At 31.9% G+C, this 15,681-nt stretch carries 14 protein-coding genes; 10 read left to right on the top strand and 4 right to left on the bottom strand.

All coding sequences use genetic code 11. From position 1 onward, the window contains the following. Nucleotides 1-23: 23 nt before the first annotated feature. Nucleotides 24-2,159 (top strand): cell division protein FtsZ, encoded by a 2,136-nt coding sequence (gene ftsZ / locus ACY2IJ_RS08340; RefSeq protein WP_476723906.1) that lies wholly within the window; start codon nt 24-26, stop codon nt 2,157-2,159. Nucleotides 2,160-2,247: 88 nt separating this feature from the next. Next, nucleotides 2,248-2,697 (top strand): GatB/YqeY domain-containing protein, encoded by a 450-nt coding sequence (locus ACY2IJ_RS08335; RefSeq protein ID WP_476723905.1) that lies wholly within the window; start codon nt 2,248-2,250, stop codon nt 2,695-2,697. Nucleotides 2,698-2,762: 65 nt separating this feature from the next. Here ACY2IJ_RS08335 and ACY2IJ_RS08330 read toward each other — a convergent pair whose 3' ends face one another. Both ACY2IJ_RS08330 and ACY2IJ_RS08325 read right to left on the bottom strand, forming a co-directional pair. Continuing rightward, nucleotides 2,763-3,164, bottom strand: coding sequence for an acyl-CoA thioesterase (locus ACY2IJ_RS08330; RefSeq protein WP_476723904.1), 402 nt, complete (start codon nt 3,162-3,164; stop codon nt 2,763-2,765). A gap of 88 nt (nt 3,165-3,252) precedes the next feature. Next, entirely contained in the window at nt 3,253-4,299 is a 1,047-nt protein-coding gene (locus tag ACY2IJ_RS08325; protein WP_476723903.1) for a LacI family DNA-binding transcriptional regulator, read from the bottom strand. A 115-nt stretch (nt 4,300-4,414) separates the two neighbouring features. On the opposite strand from ACY2IJ_RS08325, the gene ACY2IJ_RS08320 reads away from it, so the two are divergent. Together ACY2IJ_RS08320 and ACY2IJ_RS08315 are read left to right on the top strand one after the other, a co-directional pair. Beyond that, the gene (locus tag ACY2IJ_RS08320; RefSeq protein WP_476723902.1) at nt 4,415-5,455 is read left to right on the top strand and encodes an NAD(P)/FAD-dependent oxidoreductase; all 1,041 of its coding nucleotides are present in this window, start codon (nt 4,415-4,417) and stop codon (nt 5,453-5,455) included. Nucleotides 5,456-5,487: 32 nt separating this feature from the next. After that, complete coding sequence (locus tag ACY2IJ_RS08315) at nt 5,488-5,880, top strand: SPOR domain-containing protein (RefSeq protein ID WP_476723901.1); 393 nt, start codon at nt 5,488-5,490, stop codon at nt 5,878-5,880. Here ACY2IJ_RS08315 and ACY2IJ_RS08310 read toward each other — a convergent pair. Further along, nucleotides 5,875-6,264: a DUF983 domain-containing protein gene (locus ACY2IJ_RS08310; RefSeq protein WP_476723900.1), complete on the bottom strand. Its 390-nt coding sequence runs from the start codon at nt 6,262-6,264 to the stop codon at nt 5,875-5,877. The two genes, ACY2IJ_RS08315 and ACY2IJ_RS08310, sit on opposite strands and share 6 nt — an antisense overlap. A 117-nt stretch (nt 6,265-6,381) precedes the next feature. Here ACY2IJ_RS08310 and ACY2IJ_RS08305 point away from each other — a divergent pair, with 117 nt between their 5' ends. The 4 genes from ACY2IJ_RS08305 to ACY2IJ_RS08290 all read left to right on the top strand — a co-directional run bounded on the left by ACY2IJ_RS08305 (nt 6,382) and on the right by ACY2IJ_RS08290 (nt 11,509). Then, the gene (locus ACY2IJ_RS08305; RefSeq protein WP_476723899.1) at nt 6,382-8,301 is read left to right on the top strand and encodes an ABC-F family ATP-binding cassette domain-containing protein; all 1,920 of its coding nucleotides are present in this window, start codon (nt 6,382-6,384) and stop codon (nt 8,299-8,301) included. Between the two features lie 72 nt (nt 8,302-8,373). After that, nucleotides 8,374-9,291 carry a 1-aminocyclopropane-1-carboxylate deaminase/D-cysteine desulfhydrase gene (locus ACY2IJ_RS08300; protein ID WP_476723898.1) on the top strand — a complete coding sequence of 306 codons (918 nt, stop codon included), beginning with the start codon at nt 8,374-8,376 and terminating at the stop codon, nt 9,289-9,291. Further along, complete coding sequence (locus tag ACY2IJ_RS08295; protein ID WP_476723897.1) at nt 9,288-10,322, top strand: glucosaminidase domain-containing protein; 1,035 nt, start codon at nt 9,288-9,290, stop codon at nt 10,320-10,322. Before ACY2IJ_RS08300 ends, ACY2IJ_RS08295 begins: the two co-directional genes overlap by 4 nt. A gap of 230 nt (nt 10,323-10,552) precedes the next feature. Then, on the top strand, nt 10,553-11,509 hold the full coding sequence (locus tag ACY2IJ_RS08290) for a hypothetical protein (RefSeq protein ID WP_476723896.1): 957 nt from the start codon (nt 10,553-10,555) through the stop codon (nt 11,507-11,509). A 54-nt stretch (nt 11,510-11,563) separates the two neighbouring features. On the opposite strand, the gene ACY2IJ_RS08285 is transcribed toward ACY2IJ_RS08290, so the two are convergent. Next, nucleotides 11,564-12,010, bottom strand: coding sequence for a hypothetical protein (locus ACY2IJ_RS08285; RefSeq protein WP_476723895.1), 447 nt, complete (start codon nt 12,008-12,010; stop codon nt 11,564-11,566). Nucleotides 12,011-12,159: 149 nt separating this feature from the next. Here ACY2IJ_RS08285 and ACY2IJ_RS08280 point away from each other — a divergent pair, with 149 nt between their 5' ends. Both ACY2IJ_RS08280 and ACY2IJ_RS08275 read left to right on the top strand, forming a co-directional pair. Continuing rightward, the gene (locus tag ACY2IJ_RS08280) at nt 12,160-13,383 is read left to right on the top strand and encodes a hypothetical protein (RefSeq protein WP_476723894.1); all 1,224 of its coding nucleotides are present in this window, start codon (nt 12,160-12,162) and stop codon (nt 13,381-13,383) included. A 127-nt stretch (nt 13,384-13,510) separates the two neighbouring features. Beyond that, a complete protein-coding gene (locus tag ACY2IJ_RS08275) occupies nt 13,511-15,547 on the top strand; it encodes a YgiQ family radical SAM protein (protein ID WP_476723893.1) in 2,037 nt (678 codons plus the stop codon). The last annotated feature ends 134 nt before the right edge of the window (nt 15,548-15,681 follow it).

Here is a 15,681-nt window from a genome sequence, read left to right as displayed (position 1 = left end):
TGACCCATAAAAATCCCATAATTATGAGTGATACACCATTTAACAACGTAGCTTTTGATATGCCAAAATCTCAATCCAATTCTATTAAAGTAATAGGAGTTGGAGGAGGAGGTAGCAATGCCGTAAATCACATGTTTACCCAAGACATTAAAGGAGTAGATTTTGTGATTTGTAACACCGATGCACAAGCGTTACAAAATAGCCCTGTACCCAATAAAATTCAATTAGGAGTTAGTTTAACTTCTGGATTGGGAGCTGGAGCCAACCCTGATGTTGGAGAAAAAGCAGCAGAAGAAAGCATTGATGAAATTAAAAAAGTGTTGACTTCTCAAACTAAAATGGTTTTTATTACTGCAGGTATGGGAGGTGGAACCGGTACAGGTGCTGCACCAATTATTGCTGGGATTGCTAAAAAAATGGACATTTTAACAGTTGGGATTGTTACTATGCCGTTTCAGTTTGAAGGAAGAATGCGTTCTAAACAAGCGCAAAAAGGGGTTGATGAATTAAGAGAAAACGTAGACTCTTTAATTGTTATTAACAATAACAAATTAAGAGAAGTATATGGGAATTTAGGGTTCAAAGCAGGGTTCTCTAAAGCAGATGAGGTCTTGTCTACAGCATCTAGAGGAATTGCAGAGGTAATTACACACCACTACAAACAAAATATAGATTTACATGATGCCAAAACAGTATTGTCTAATAGTGGTACTGCCATTATGGGATCTGCAAAAGAAGTGGGAGAAAACAGAGCTCAAAATGCCATTAGAAAAGCATTAGACTCTCCTTTGTTAAATGATAATAAAATTAGAGGAGCTAAAAACGTATTGTTGTTAATTGTTTCTGGAACCGAGGAAGTAACTTTAGATGAAATTGGAGAAATCAACGATTTTATTCAAGAAGAAGCTGGTTACGAAGCCAACATTATTATGGGAGTTGGAGAAGATGATGAGTTGGGAGATGCAATTGCAGTAACAGTTGTTGCTACAGGTTTTGCTATAGATCAACAAAAAGATATTACCAATACAGAGGTTAAAAAAGTATACCACACACTAAATACAGAACAAACTGCTCATTATAATTTTGAAGAGGAACAATCTGTAGTTAGACCAAGAATGACTCGTATTGTTGATGAACCAATTGTTGCAGAAAAAAAAGTAGTTCATCAGTTGTTAGAAGATGAAGAACCAGAAACGTTTACAAGTTCTAAAAAAGACACAGAGAAAGAATTGGTGGTGACAACATCGGCTATAGAGCAAATAGATGTAGTTTGTGAAGAAGTAAAACAAGAAGAAGAAGTTTTAGAAAATGTTTCGGAAGATGATTTTATTATTAATGATATAACTCCAGATTTATTTTCTGTAATAGAAGAAGAGCCTAAGGCAAAGGTGAATGTTTTTGACTTGCCAGTAGAACAAGCTGTAGAAGTTAAAAACGATGTGGTAGATGTTTTTGATTTGCCAGTGGTAGATGCCGAAGAGGTTAAAATACAAGCTGAAACAACAGCAGAACAAGAAGTTTTTAATGTTTTTGATTTGCCTGTAATTGATGCTGAAGAAGTTGTTTTTGAACAAAAGGAAGAACCGATTAAGAAAACAGTGTTTGTTTTAGAAGATGAAGATGATTTTGCAGAAGTAGAGCAAGAGGTGAAAGCCAATGTTTCTACAAATGAACCAGAAATAAAGGTAGAAGCAACTCCAAATGGAGGAAAAAAATATACGTTAGAGGATTTTGATATACAACCAACAATTAGCAAAGCATCTTCTTTAAAAATTGAGAAAAAGGTAGCTAATATAGGGGTGAATGAACCAGAAGAAATTAAATTTGAAGTTAGAGAACAATCTGTCGCAAAAACAGTAATTCATGATGATAATGAGGACAAAGTATCTCCTTTAAATGTTACAATATCTGAATTGCAAAGAAGTGCAGAAAAAAGAAAAAGCACATTTAAAAAATACAGTCATCGTTTTAAAAACGCAGCTTTTAATGAAGATTTGATAGAAGATATAGAAAAAGAACCTGCATACAAAAGATTAGGTTTGGAGCTACATAGCAAACAAGATGTAGATAAAATATCTAGAACTTCTGTAGATGTGTCTAACAATAATGAAGTAACCATAAGAAAGAACAACTCTTTTTTACATGACAATGTAGATTAGTAATAAAAAGTATAGGTACTAAAACCCAATCTGAATAGGTTGGTTTTTTTTAATAATTTTGTAATCCAACCATCAAAAAAAGAATAAAATGAGTTTATCAAAAGACATTATGGTGAAAATGAAAGAAGCCATGAAAGCAAAAGATACAGTTGCCTTAGAAGCTTTAAGAGCTATTAAATCGGCTATTTTATTAGCACAAACAGAAAGTGGGGCTAAAGAAGAACTAACAGAAGATACAGAGCTTAAAATTTTGCAAAAGTTGGTAAAGCAACGTAAAGATTCTGCAACATTATATACAGAACAAGGAAGAGCAGATTTGGCAGAACCAGAATTGGCTCAAGCAGAGGTTATTTCTCAGTTTTTGCCAGCACAAATGTCTGAAGACGAATTAAAAGCAGCGTTGACAAAATTAATTTCTGAAACAGGAGCATCTTCTATAAAAGATATGGGTAAATTAATGGGAGTTGCTTCTAAAGAATTGGCAGGTAAAGCCGATGGGAAAGCAATTTCTGTGGTTATTAAGCAACTATTGTCTTAACAAGTCATAGTTATTTATAACATAAAAAAAACCGTTTCTCTTAGAAACGGTTTTTTTTATGCTTATTAAGCAAGGTTTTCTGCTTTTAATCGGTCTTTAACAAACTCTACTTCTGTTTTTCCGTGTGGTTTAGGTTTGCCATCACTACCAAGGTTTACCATAATAATATTATCTACTTTAATAATGGTTTCTCGGGTCATTTTATTTCGAACCTCACAATTTAGTGTTAAGGATGATTTTCCAAATTTAACGACTTCAATTCCTATTTCAATAATATCTCCTTGTTTGGCAGAACTTAAAAAGTTTATTTCGGACATGTATTTGGTAACAACTCTGCTGTTTTCTAACTGAATAATAGAATACAGTGCAGCTTCTTCATCTATCCAGGCTAAAAGTTTACCTCCAAATAAGGTTCCGTTTGCATTTAAATCTTCGGGTTTTACCCATTTTCTAGTATGAAATCTCATAAGTTTTAATCTTTAAAAATAAAGGTACGCTTTGGTTTGTATACTACCAATTTTACATTATAGATTAAAACTGTTAAGGTATAGAAGATTATTTATAGTTTAATTTTAAGAAAGACTTGGTCGAGTTTCTCATTACCAAATCGGTTTTAATAATTTTAGTTTCGTATTCTGGGTTTTCAATATCTTCCTCAATTCGTTGAATTAAAAGTTTGGCTGCTTTGGCTCCCATTTTTTCTCCATGCTGACTAATAGTGGTCATTTGTGGGCTTGCATGTCTGGCTAAAATTCCATTTGAAAACGCAATAACAGAAAAATTTCCAGGAATATTATATCCTAATTTTTGAGCTACTTTTTGAATGGCAATTCCGGTAGCTTCGTTGGTGGTTATTACTCCATCAATTTGATTGTTTTCTAGCATTGGTGTCAATGCTTTCTCGTATTCTTTATAGTTAATTTCTGTCAAATCAACCATAATTTCTTCGTTTACAGGTAGCTTAAATTCCTCTAAAGCTTTTAAGTATCCTTTTTTTCTTTTTTTAGTACTAGCTAACTTTTTGTTGGTAGAAATAAAAGCAATGTTTGTACAACCTGTGTTTTTTAAATGTTCCACCGCATTAAAAGTAGCTTTATGATCTTTAATCATTACTTTGTCGCAATCTATTTCTTTAGGAACTCTATCAAACATTACAATAGGAAATCCTTCATCTAAAACATTTTGAAAGTGTGTGTATTCTTTATTAATACTAGTTTCTAAGGCAGGAGAGATAATAAAACCATCAATACTACCATTAGATAGCATTTCTAATATTTCTATTTCTTTGTTGGTTTTTTCGTTAGATACACAGGTAATAATTTTATAACCTAGCTCATTGGCCACTTGTTCAATTCCATTAAAAACTTGTGCATAAATATATTTTAACATGTTAGGAATTAAAACAGCTATGGTTTTGGTTTTTTTATTTTTTAAACTTAGTGCATTAAAATTGGGTTTGTAATTAAACTCCTTGGCATAAGCCTGAATACGTTTTTTGGTAACTTCTGCAATTTCATGACTGTCGTTCAGTGCTTTAGAAACTGTAGAAATGGAAACGTTTAGTTCTTTGGCTATGTCTTTAATAGTAAGTTTTTTTTTCATAAATGTTTATTTCTAAAAAAAGGAGTGAATTTCTAGATTCTAAAAGCAAATATACTCATAATTAATAAGTTGTATTTTAATATTCATTGATTTCTTAAAATTGTAAATTTGCCCTATGCAAGTAGATTATATAATTGTTGGTTTTGGCTTAGCTGGTATGGCTATGGTAAAAGAGTTAGAAGATCATAATCATTCTTTTGTGGTCTTAGACAATGCTTCTCAGGTATCGTCTAGAGTAGCAGCAGGGGTTTTTAACCCAGTAATTTTAAAACGTTTTACTCCTGTTTGGAATGCCGATGAACAATTGGAGCAGTTGCTGGTGTTTTACAAAGACATCCGTAAAAAATTAAAAGACGATTATCTTTCTTTTTTTGATACGTTAAAAGTGTTTAAATCCATAGAAGACCAAAACAATTGGTTTATGGCTTGTGACAACCCTTTGTTAGAAAAGTATATGAATCCTAAAATTCTTAAAGAACCCATAGAAGGAATTAATTACTTTGAAGGCTTTGGACAAGTTAAAGGAACCGGACGTGTTCTTATACAAAAGGTGTTGAATGATTATATAGCTTATTTAAAAAAGAGGAATCAGTTTTTAGAATTGCCGTTTGTACATGATGAACTGATAATAAATCCTGAAACGGTAGCTTATCAAAACATAACAGCCAAAAAAATAATATTTGCAGAAGGTTACGGATTAAAAGAAAATCCGTTTTTTAATTACTTGCCTTTAACAGGTACCAAAGGAGAAATGTTGTTTGTAAAAGCACCAGGTTTAAAATTAACTCAGCAAATTAAATCTAGCCTTTTTATATTGCCTGTAGGTGATGATGTTTATTGGATTGGAGCCACATTTAACTGGACAGATAAAACGCTAAATGCTACCGAAAAAGGAAGAAAAGAATTGACAGAAAAGTTAGATGCAATGATTCATGTTCCTTATAAAATTGTGAATCAGTTTGGTGGAATTAGACCCACGGTAAAAGATAGAAGACCTTTGGTAGGAACACATCCAATCCATAAAAATTTAATCGTATTAAATGGTATGGGAACTCGTGGTGTAATGATTGGTCCTACGGTAGCAAAGCAGCTGTACAATCATTTAGAAAAGAACCAAAAACTACCTAAAGAAATTGATATAGAAAGGTTTAATTAATGTAGAGATTTATATCTTTAAACAAAAAAAAGATGTTACTAAACACAGGTAAAGGAATGAAAAGAAGTTTAATTTTAGGAATTGTTGTTGTAGTAGTAAGTTGTTCTTCTAAAAAAGAAGAAGTTCCAGTAGAACAAAATAAAGCTTCTGTTGTTACAACAGAAACAAAAAAACAAACACCAAAACTTGAAAATACAAGTTTGTATGGAGTGCAAATAGGTGCTTATAAAAATTTAGATATTAGTTTTAACGCTACAATTACCAAAATTACAGAAAACGGATTAAATCATTACGTTTTAGGTCAGTTTGAAACCCAAAAAGAAGCTAGTGAATTTTTGAAAATTCTTATAGATTTAGGGGTGAAAGATGCTTTTGTTGTTCAATTTAAAAATCAAAAGATTGAGCAAAAATTCTATGGTTTATAAAATTCTTTTTTTAGGGTCTTTGGCATACTTAATAAATAAGTGAATCCAAATAACTCTAGACAGTCTTAAGCTCCAAGGAGCAAGTACAAATAAACCAATGGCAATGGCTACCAAGCTTTCTCTCATGGTTAAACCAAAAAATACAGTGCTAACAATATAAATAGCTACAGCCATTGCTACACTTAGTCCGTAACCAACATACATAGCTCCGTAAAAAAACGAAGGTTCTCTCATGTACTTTAAATTGCAATTAGGGCAATGGCTTTTGGTTTGTGTAGTTTTTAAAATGTTAAAAGAAAATTTATTTTCAAAAAACGCTCCTTCTCTACACTGTGGACATTTAGATGTAAATATGCTATATAGTTTGCTTTTATTTGTAGACATGGTCTATTTATTTATGGTATTTTTGCATTGTTTTAAAAATAAAAAATGCAGTAAAGGTTCTACTTTCAATAGCAAATATAGTTCCAATTTTACAGATATAAGCAACAAAAGTTACATATGGTTAACGTTCACAATTTAACAGTTACATTTAATGGTACAGACCTTTTTTCGGGGATTACATTTAAATTAGAAAAAGGAGATAGAGTAGGTTTGGTAGGTAAAAATGGAGCAGGAAAATCTACCCTGTTAAAGGTGTTGTCTAAAGATGTTCCTAGCGATGGTGGAACTTTAGCTTTTGACAAAGACATACAAATTGGTTTTTTGCGTCAGGATATTGATTTTATTCCTGGTAGAACCATTTTAGAAGAAGCATATCAGGCATTTGAAGAAATAAAACAAATAGAGGTTGAGTTAGAAAAAATTAACAACGAGTTGGCAGAAAGAACAGATTACGAAAGTGATTACTACGTAAACTTAATGCACGAATTAGAAGAAAAAACGACTCGTTATGAATTGTTAGGAGGATACAATTACCAAGGTGAAACCGAAAAAATATTACAAGGATTAGGGTTTAATAGAGATGATTTTGGAAAACTAACCGACACGTTTTCTGGAGGATGGAGAATGCGTATTGAATTGGCAAAATTACTATTGCAGCAAAACGACATTTTATTGTTAGATGAACCTACCAACCACTTAGATATTGAATCTATTATTTGGTTAGAAAACTTTTTAAGAAACTATGCTGGTGCTGTGGTGTTGGTTTCTCACGATAAAATGTTTTTAGACAATGTAACCAACAGAACCATAGAAATTTCTTTAGGGCAAATTTACGATTACAAAAAAGCCTATTCTCAGTTTATGTTATTGCGTGATGAAATTCGCGAAAAACAATTGCAAGCTCAAAAAAATCAAGAAAAAGAAATAAAAGCCAAAGAGGAATTGATAGAAAGATTCCGTTACAAAGCCACCAAAGCCTCTTTAGCACAATCGCTAATCAAACAATTAGACAAGGTTCAGAGAATAGAAGTTGATGGACAAGACAATGCTGTAATGAATGTACGTTTCCCTATTTCTAAAGAGCCAGGTAAAATAGTAGTTGAGGCAGAAAATGTAGCCAAAAGTTACGGAAACAAGCATGTGTTGTCTGATGTAAACATGATGATAGAACGCGGTTCTAAAATTGCATTTGTAGGACAAAACGGACAAGGAAAATCAACCTTGGCAAAAATGATGGTTGGGGAAACCGATTATCAAGGGAATTTAAAGCTAGGACACAATGTAGAAATAGGCTATTTTGCTCAAAACCAAGCAGAACATTTGGATGGTGAAGTTACTTTGTTAGAAACCATGGAAAATGCAGCTAATGATAGCAATAGAGCTAAAGTTAGAGATATGTTAGGGTCTTTTTTGTTTAAAGGAGATGATGTAGACAAAAAAGTAAAAGTATTGTCTGGAGGAGAAAGAAACCGATTGGCTTTGTGTAAAATGTTGTTAGATCCGTTTAATGTTTTGGTAATGGATGAACCTACCAACCATTTAGACATTGCCTCTAAAAATGTGTTAAAACAAGCCTTAGAAAACTTTGAAGGAACATTGATTTTAGTATCTCACGATAGAGATTTTTTACAAGGATTAACCGAGAAAGTATTTTATTTTAAAGACAAGCAAATAAAAGAATATTTAGGAGATTTAGATTATTTTTTAGAAGAACACAAGTTAGAAGATATGCGAGAAGCAGAAATGAAAACTGTTGTTGCTTCGGAAAAATCTATAGAACCTAAAAGCGGAAAATTAAGTAGAGAAGCAGAAAAAGAACTTAAAAAATTAAAGAATAGATTTAGCAAAATAGAAAGATCTATTACTGATATTGAAAAAGAAATCAAAAAAATGGATGATTTGTTGGCAGAAGATTACGAGAAACATGCTGCTGATGGAACTTTTTTTGAAAAATACCAAGCTAAAAAAGACGAGCTAGATGCTTTAACCGAGGAATTGTTTGAATTGGATGATGAAATTTCAACCAAGGAAGGATAGTTAATCTGTTCTTGACTCCGATCGAACATCATCAAGGTTGTTAAGCAGAGTCGAGATGTAAATACAATATTTATGATTTCCCAAAACATACAAATCAACCTTCCTCTTTTACAAGAAAAAGAAGTAGAGTTGTATGTAAAAAGAGAAGATTTGTTGCATCCTTTTATTTCTGGAAACAAATTCAGAAAATTAAAGTACAATTTACAACAAGCTAAACATCAAAACAAACAATGTTTAATAACGTTTGGAGGAGCTTACTCCAATCATATTTTGGCAACAGCTGCTGCTGGTAAAGAATTTGGTTTTAAAACTGTAGGAATAATTCGTGGAGAGGAATTGGGAGTAGATTTACAAAAAACATTTGCTCAAAATTCAACATTGCTTCAAGCTCATCAATTTGGTATGGAGTTTTTGTTTGTATCTCGTTCAGATTACCAACAAAAAAAGAAAACATCATTTTTAGCAAAATTAGCACATCAATATCCCAATAGTTATTTTGTTCCAGAAGGAGGAACAAATCATTTGGCAATTAAAGGTTGTGAAGAAATTTTATCAGAAAAAGACAAAGAATTTACACATATTTGTTGTGCTATGGGAACTGGTGGAACTGTTACAGGAATTATTAATAGTAGTTTAAGTTCTCAAAATATTTTGGTGTTTCCATCGTTAAAAGGAAATTGGATTTATGATGAAATTTTAAGTTTACAACCCAATAAAAAAAACTGGAAAATAGTATCAGATTATCATTTTGGAGGTTACGGAAAGGTGTCTGATGAATTGATTACATTTATCAACCAATTTAAAAAAGAGACAAACATTCCTTTAGATCCTATTTATACAGGAAAAATGATGTTTGGTTTGTTGGATACAATTCAAAAAAAACAATTCAAACAAGGAAGTAAAATTTTGGCAATACACACCGGAGGACTTCAAGGTATTAAAGGAATGAATGTGTTGTTAAAACAAAAAAATAAAGAAATTATTCAATGAGAAAAATTGTAGCGGTGGCGGTTACATGTTTAATGGTTGCTTGTGGTTCTAGTAAAAAAGTTACAGAACATACAAAAGTGATAAATGTAGACACTCGTCAAGAGGTAATGGTAGAACCAAGTAAAGAAGCTTTAAAAGAAGTAGAAAAAGCAGTAAAAGAAACCAAAAAAGAGGCCAATACTTATTTAAACGAAACAACATTGGCATATGTAGAGCATTTTGCACCGTTGGCAATGGATGAAATGCGAAAATTTAAAATTCCGGCAAGTATTACTTTGGCTCAAGGTATTTTAGAATCTGGAAGTGGAAAAAGTGAATTGTCTGCAAAATCTAACAATCATTTTGGGATTAAATGTCATAAAGGATGGAAAGGACAAAGAGTTTACCATGATGATGATGCCAAAGGAGAGTGTTTTAGAAAATATCAGTTTCCGGCAACCTCATACCAAGATCATTCTTTGTTTTTAACGACCAGGTTTAGATATGCTAGTTTGTTTAAACTAAAGCAAGATGATTACAAAGCTTGGGCTAAAGGCTTAAAAAAAGCCGGGTATGCTACAGATCCAAAATATCCAGACAAGTTGATTTCGTTTATAGAAAAATACGAATTGCACAAATATGATAAAATGGTGCTGAAAGGAAAAATAGATACAGACCATTTAACACAAAAAGTGGAGGTCAAAGAAATTGTACATGATTTTAAAGAAGAAAAAAAACGAAGAAAAAAACTAAATAGAAAAGGAGTACATGTTGTAAAAAAAGAAGATACGTTATATAGTATTTCTCAAAAATATGGAATTTCAGTAGCCGAAATTAAAGCTTTAAATAATTTAGATAGCAATACTATTCATATTGATGATGAACTTAAATTAAGAAGTGATGCTAAAAGAAGTAATTACCATATTGTAGAAAAAAAGGAAACCTTGTATTCAATTTCTAAAGAATACAATATATCTGTAGAAGCTTTAAAAAGTATGAATAATTTAAAAGACAATACACTGTCTATAGGTCAGGAGTTAAGAGTAGAGTAAATATATACTACTCTAGTTATTGTCTATTTTTTAAAGTGTCTGTTGTTTAAAAATAAGTTCTATTCAAAAACTCAACTAGATCAATTTCAAAATCATTGGTTGCACTTATTAATTGTTGTATACTGTAGTTAATGTGTCGTTAGAATTTAATCATACGTATTGTTAAAAGTTTATTTTAGTAGTTAGTTTTATGCTGTATTAATAATTAAACTAACCAAAACCTAAAAAAAATGAAAATTAGACTACATCCGTTTGTGTATCTTATAATGTTTATTGTCTTGTTTAATTGTGCATCCAATTCTGAAGATGAATTTGTGCCACCGACTAAAGTAGAAGAATGTGACAAGGTATGTGATACCGGATTTACATTGAATGAAGAAACTTGCGAGTGTGAAGAAAATCCTGTTGAGGAATGTGATAATGTATGTGATGCTGGATTTACATTGAATAAAGAAACTTGTGAGTGTGAAGAGGTTCCGGATTTGACAGAAGGTATAAAATATGGAGAGAATTACATTGTTTTTCAACCTGAAATTACCAAATCTAATTTAGATCAATGGAAACTAAGAACTAAGGGAGGTGATGGGTATTATCCAGAAAATGTAAATGCAAATATAAAAGATACTGATTTGCCTGCAATAGAGAATAGTTATTTAGAATTTACAGGAAATAACCTAAATGGAGGAACTCCCACATCACCTTTAAAATACACGTTTGTGTGTCCTAAAACTGCCAAATACCGATTGGTGATGAGAATGTTACAGCCCTTAGAATCTTGTACTGTAGAGTCTAGTCATTGTGCAGATAATGGGTATGTTAAAGGAGATAAAAGAAATGACTGTTGGGTTAAGTTAGAAGGAGATTTTACTTCGGGAAACCATATTGTAACCGAGGACTTAAAAAAAACTAAAAAGTTTTGGGGTAGAGGAGTAAGAAAATGGGGGTCTTGTCATATGATAGAAGCACACAATAAAGAAGGTAAAGGGGTTAATGCTAAGGCTCTATATAATCTAAAAGAAGGAGAAGTGTATACATTTACTATTGCCGGACGTGCCCAAGGTTGCAGTTTAGATTATATAATGTTTTATGAAGAAACATTAGAAACCTCTTTAAATTTAACTATAGAAAATCATACAGATATAGCACTTGAGTTTCCAGAAGCTTATAGGCCTAATACCAATAAATAACTAAGTTAATAGCAAAATAAAAGGTCGACTATTTAATAGTCGACCTTTTATTTTTTAAGCTTCTTTTTGATGATGCTTTCTTTTAAACCCTTCTTTTCTAGCATGTCTCATTTTCATTTTATGACTATGTCTTTTTTGCATTTCTTTCCAAGAAGCATATTGTTCTTTGCTTAAAATGTCTTTCATTAATTTTTGAACCTTAGCTTCTTCGTCCAATCTGTTCATTTCTAAATTAAATCTTTCATCGGAAGATAAATTTTTGTGACTTTCTTTGTTTGCTTTTCTGTCCTTCATCATTTCTTCCATTTTACGAACCTTTGTAGCTATAATAGGAGTTACCTTATTTGCTTGTTTTTCCGTTAAATCCAAAGCCATAGTCATTTTTTTAACAAGCAACTGTGTTTTTTGTTCGGTTGTAAAATTGGGTTTTTGATGATTTCTTTTTTGTGCGTTTAAATTAATTGTAAATAAGAATCCTAACGCAAGTGCTATTAATTTCATAATGTTAATGTTTTATAATGTTATTTAATTTTTAGACCTAACTATGTTTAAAAAGTTTTTTTTTTAGGTTAAAAATAATTAAACGCAACAATGTTGCATTTAAAGCTTCTTGTTTTATATTTGCCAAAAAATAAAAACAAATTAATAACATGAAACAATTTAAATTTTTACCCATTGTATTTGCTTTCCTATTGTTGGGAGCATGTTCTAATGATGATGACCAAATAGCGGATGATGATCACAATCACGATCATGAAGAACATGAGAATGTATCTTTATTAATTTCTGATGCAGATTCTAAAACGTTGAATTTCATCCACCCTTTTGAAGATGAAATTCAGACATTTCAAGCAACTCATGCAAAAGGGAGTGTATATGCTACAGAGTCTGGAAGATATGGAGTAATTACGCATAGAAATTACAACTTTACAGAGACATTTAATTTAGGAGGCGAAATAGCACACGGAGATCATAGTCACGATTTAGGTGAGCCAGGCTTGGCTGCCATTAGTTTTGCTAGTGAAAAACCAACACACTTTAAATCAGAACAAGGATTTGTGGCAGTGTATAATGATGGTGATGCTTCTTTAAGTTTGTTTAACGAAAATAGCATTCATAATGGAGCATCTCCAGTTAGAAATCTTGCAACAGGTTCTGCAGCTCATCATGGAGCAATGGTAATTTTTAAAAACGGAAACATTGCAGTTACAGAATTAGGTACTGGAGGAACGTTGCCAGAAAAAGTAAAAATCATCAACCAAGAAGGAATAGTGATTTCTACAACAGAACAAAGTTTAAGTACATCAGGAATTCATGGAAGTGCAGGGAACAATACCACAGCTGTTTTTGGTTCTAACACGGGTATTTTAGTTGTACAAAACAATGGAGCGCAAAAAATAATTAATTATCCAGATACGTTTGCAGACAATGTGTGGTTTGGAAGTTTGTTAGCTACAAGCAACGTTAATTTATTTGTAGGGTATACTGCTAGTAAAGGAGTTTATTTTATTGATATTACCAACGATAAAATAAGCCCTATTTATGAAACTACAGATTTGTTTAAATGTATAATGTCTAAAGAAGGAGATTTGGTAATAAGTGTAACCAAAAGTGGTTTGTTAAATGTTACCAACGTAAATACAAAAGAAATTGTGTATAGTGGAAAGATAGATGTAACTATGGATACAGAATCTAAAGATCATGGATCGGTAACAAGTAATATAGATTATTATGAAGAGTTTTTGTACATTTCTATACCATCTGCTAAAAAAATGATACAATACCATTTAGAAGAAATGGAGGTAGAAAAAGAAATTCAACTAAACATTACTCCATATCAATTTAAGGTTTTGGCATATGAAATAGCTCACTAAAAATCCTTTACATATTTAGTTTTTAAAACCGAGTTTTTAACTCGGTTTTTTGTTGTGTTTTAATTATTTTTTTAATGTCTAAAAATATTATCATAAAAAATCCATCTATTCCCTGTATCTTTGCAAAATGGAACAAGAGTTAAGACTATCGAGCTGGTTACCAACCACTAAAAAGGAATGTAAGATACGAGGATGGGATGAATTGGATGTTATTCTATTTAGCGGAGATGCTTATGTAGATCATCCATCGTTTGGACCTGCCGTAATTGGTCGTTTGTTAGAAAGCTATGGCTTGCGTGTAGCCATTGTTCCACAGCCCAACGTAAATGATAATTTACAAGACTTTGAAAAACTAGGGCAACCCAAATTGTTTTTTGGAGTTACCTCTGGTGTTATGGACTCTATGGTAAGTAATTATACTGCCAGCAAGCGTAAGCGAGACAAAGATGCTTACACTCCAAATGGAGATATTGGTTTTAGACCCGATTATGCAACAACTGTTTACTCTAAAATATTAAAAGAAAAATATCCAGACACACCTGTGTTAATTGGAGGGATAGAAGCTTCTTTAAGAAGAGTTACCCATTACGATTATTGGTCAGATAAATTAAAACCAAGTATTTTAAAAGAATCGGGTGCCGATATTTTGGTGTACGGAATGGGAGAACAACCTTTAAAAGAAATTGTAACTCTAATGCAAAAAGGAGTTCCGTTTAGTTCCTTAAAAACAATTAAGCAAACCGCTTATTTGCAACCCAAAGAGGAATCTTTACAAAAAAATAAAAATTGGGTAGATAAATGGTTGAGTTCTCATGAGGCTTGTTTGGATGATAAAAAAACATTTGCAGCCAACTTTAAAACCATAGAACAAGAGTCTAATAAAACCTATGGAGGTAGAATTTTGCAAGAAGTAGGAGATGATTTGTTGGTCATCAATCCACCGTATCCAACCATGTTGGAAAAAGAGATAGATGCTTCTTTTGATTTGCCTTACACACGTTTACCACATCCAAAATACAACAAACGTGGGCCTATTCCTGCGTTTGAAATGATAAAGTTTTCTATCAATACCCACAGAGGATGTTTTGGAGGATGTAGTTTTTGTACCATTTCGGCACATCAAGGAAAGTTTATTGCCAGTAGAAGTAAAGAGTCTATTTTAAAAGAAGTAGATCAGGTAGCTAGCATGCCAGATTTTAAAGGGTATTTGTCTGATATTGGAGGGCCATCAGCCAATATGTATCAAATGAAAGGAAAGGTGCAAGAAATTTGCGACAAGTGTGTAGCTCCTTCTTGTATCAACCCAGTAATTTGTTCTAACCTAGATACGTCTCATGCTGCTATGACAGATTTGTATCAGGCAGTAGACAAGCATCCAAAAATTAAAAAATCATTTATTGGATCCGGAATTCGTTACGACATGTTAGTGCCAGATTTTAACAAAAATGCCGATCCTCAAGAGTTAGAAGATTATACAGAAGAAGTAATAACCAACCACGTATCGGGACGATTAAAAGTAGCTCCCGAGCATACATCAGATAAGGTTTTAAAGTTGATGCGTAAGCCGTCATTTTCTAACTTTCATGATTTTAAAAAGATTTTTGATAAAATCAATTTAAGAAAGAAACTGAACTTGCAATTAATACCTTATTTCATATCAAGTCATCCACAGTCAGATATAGAAGACATGGCAAACATGGCTGCCGAAACCAAAGATATGGGATTCCAATTAGAGCAAGTACAAGGTTTTACACCTACTCCTATGACAGTGGCAACGGTTATTTATTACAGTGGATACCATCCGTATACATTAGAAAAAATGGATACTCCTAAAACAGCCAAAGAAAAAGAAGAACAGCACCGTTTTTTCTTTTGGTATAAAAAAGAAAATCAAGCGTGGATTCGTAAATCATTAACTAAAATAGGAAGACACGATTTGTTAAATAAGTTGTTGCCTAAAGGAGGTACCAATGCGTATAAAAAAGATTTTAAAGCTAAAAATACTTTTGATGATACGGTAGATGTTCCTAAGGGAATTATCAATAAAAAATCCAAACCTACCAGAGGAAAAAGAAATCAAGATGGGTTTGTAAGTGTTTTAGATAAAAAGAAAAAAACAGAAGAATCTTTTAAAAAGCGAAAGCCTAAAAAAAGAAGAAGATAGTACAAAATGCCTTGTGAAATTCATAAGGCATTTTTTTTTGATTTTTTTTAAATTAAAATTAAACCTTTTGTATCTGTTTGGGTCTTAGAATAGATTACAAAGTTTTTTGGTTAGTAAATTTGTAATTTTTTAAT

The organism is Wenyingzhuangia gracilariae (assembly GCF_056387575.1).
Note: the sequence above shows the minus strand (reverse complement) of the source record. Positions and strands in the feature narration are given on the sequence as shown.